This window comes from Helicobacter marmotae (assembly GCF_003364255.1).
Classification (GTDB): Bacteria; Campylobacterota; Campylobacteria; order Campylobacterales; family Helicobacteraceae; genus Helicobacter_C; species Helicobacter_C marmotae.
In genome coordinates this window covers 1-1,637 of record NZ_NXLR01000043.1, presented here as the reverse complement: position 1 = coordinate 1,637, position 1,637 = coordinate 1, and the positions used below count along the sequence as shown (strand labels likewise).

Annotated in this window: 2 protein-coding genes; one reads left to right on the top strand and one right to left on the bottom strand. The window is 34.3% G+C overall.

The features are described from left to right. The coding region (locus CQA63_RS09220) for a PDC sensor domain-containing protein (RefSeq protein WP_147288786.1) at nucleotides 1-1,252 on the bottom strand (1,252 nt) is incomplete at its 3' end. A gap of 176 nt (nucleotides 1,253-1,428) precedes the next feature. Here CQA63_RS09220 and CQA63_RS09215 point away from each other — a divergent pair. Then, a partial coding sequence (locus tag CQA63_RS09215; protein ID WP_115511888.1) for a hypothetical protein occupies nucleotides 1,429-1,637 on the top strand: 209 nt, incomplete at its 3' end.

The following is a 1,637-nucleotide window of genomic DNA, read 5'->3' as shown; positions in this document are numbered from 1 at the left end:
CTACAGATTGTTCTACGGCTTTGGCATCTTGCTCTAAGCCTATTTTGGTTTGTTGTATGTTTTCATTAATGGCTAATCCCATTTGACCAAGTTCGTCTTGGGCTATAATCCTTAAAGGCTCAGGTGGTGTTTGTCTCTTATGATTAAGGTAATTAAAGAATTCAAAGAGTGTGTGGGAGATTTTATAAATTCTGCGTGCAATAGTAGTGCGAACATAGACAAAGGTAAATAAAGATACGACAATCACACATAAAATCACACTTATAGCAATAATTTTCACAAGTGTATAAACTGACTGATATACAGAATCTTTAGGAGCGATAATAATAGTCCCCCAATGCTTGCCGCTCAAGCCTCTTCCTACTTCAAATGAGGCTAATCCTGCCATACTATCTTTGCCATATAAATTAATAAACTCATAAATACCAGATGTTCCCTTTTCTAATGCGTCTAAAAGGGGTTTTATAGTTATGTTTTCTTTATTAATATCTCTTAAAGTTCTCCCTAAGAATCCCTCATTTGGATGCACAATCAAAGCAGAATCATTTGTCAAAAGCACTCTATAGGCATCTGGGAAGACCTTGCGTCTCTCTGAAAACATATCTTCAGCCACAAGCTTTGTATGCAATGTAACTCCAACTACCCCCTCTACTGCACCATCTTGGGAGAATATGGGGTAATTTAATGTAACGCGCATACTATCTTGCTGCTGTGTAGCCCCAAGTGTAGGGTCGCCAACACTCACTTTCGCTTTTTTTAACGCCTCTTGCACGCCACTATCACTTAATATCGTTAAATCATTTGGGAGTATTTCTATACCGCCTTTGCGATTAGGCTCATTATCTATCCCATATATCAGCGCACCGCCGTCTTGAAGCAAATATTGCTTGCCTAAACCTTTGATTTTTGAGGCGTCTTTTATGTAAATGTAAGCATATTTCATCCATTGGTTAGAATCTAAAAGTGTTGCGAGCGTTTCTTGCATATTGCTTTCATTAAGCATATTGCTACGTAAATAAGTATCTAAAACGCGTTGAGAATAATTCAATGCTACAAATATTTCATTAATATACCCCTCTAACGCATTCCCTGCTCTCTTGGAAGTATTTACCAAAAGCTTTTCAGCATCCTCAGCACTCGTTTTCATTGAAAGACTTATCAATATAGCAGACATTAAGCCCATACAAAGGGCGAGCATTAAAGATATAGAAACGATAATTTTACTTCCAATACCAAACTTATTTAACATCATTTCCTTCCTTACATATAGTTATTTTTTTATAAGGCGGGATTGTGTCTAAACTTAACTTTAATTTAAACAAAGTAATTTTTACTTGATAAATCATATTTGAAAGCATTATTTCCTCTTATTGAAAAATTATTAAAAAAACTATAGACTTTGCTATCCAAAATTAAGGACAAAATAACATGAAACATCATCTACTTTCATCTAAATTATCACAACGCGATATTGCTGGAATATTAAAAATTGATACAAAAACGCTTTACAATTGGAGAAAAAATAAAACTGAACTTTATACGATTGTTATGTTAGGATTTAAATTCAGAGAGATACTTCACGCACAGAAAAAATATTATCAAGAATTAGAATCTATAGAAACTGAAGTGCTTCAATC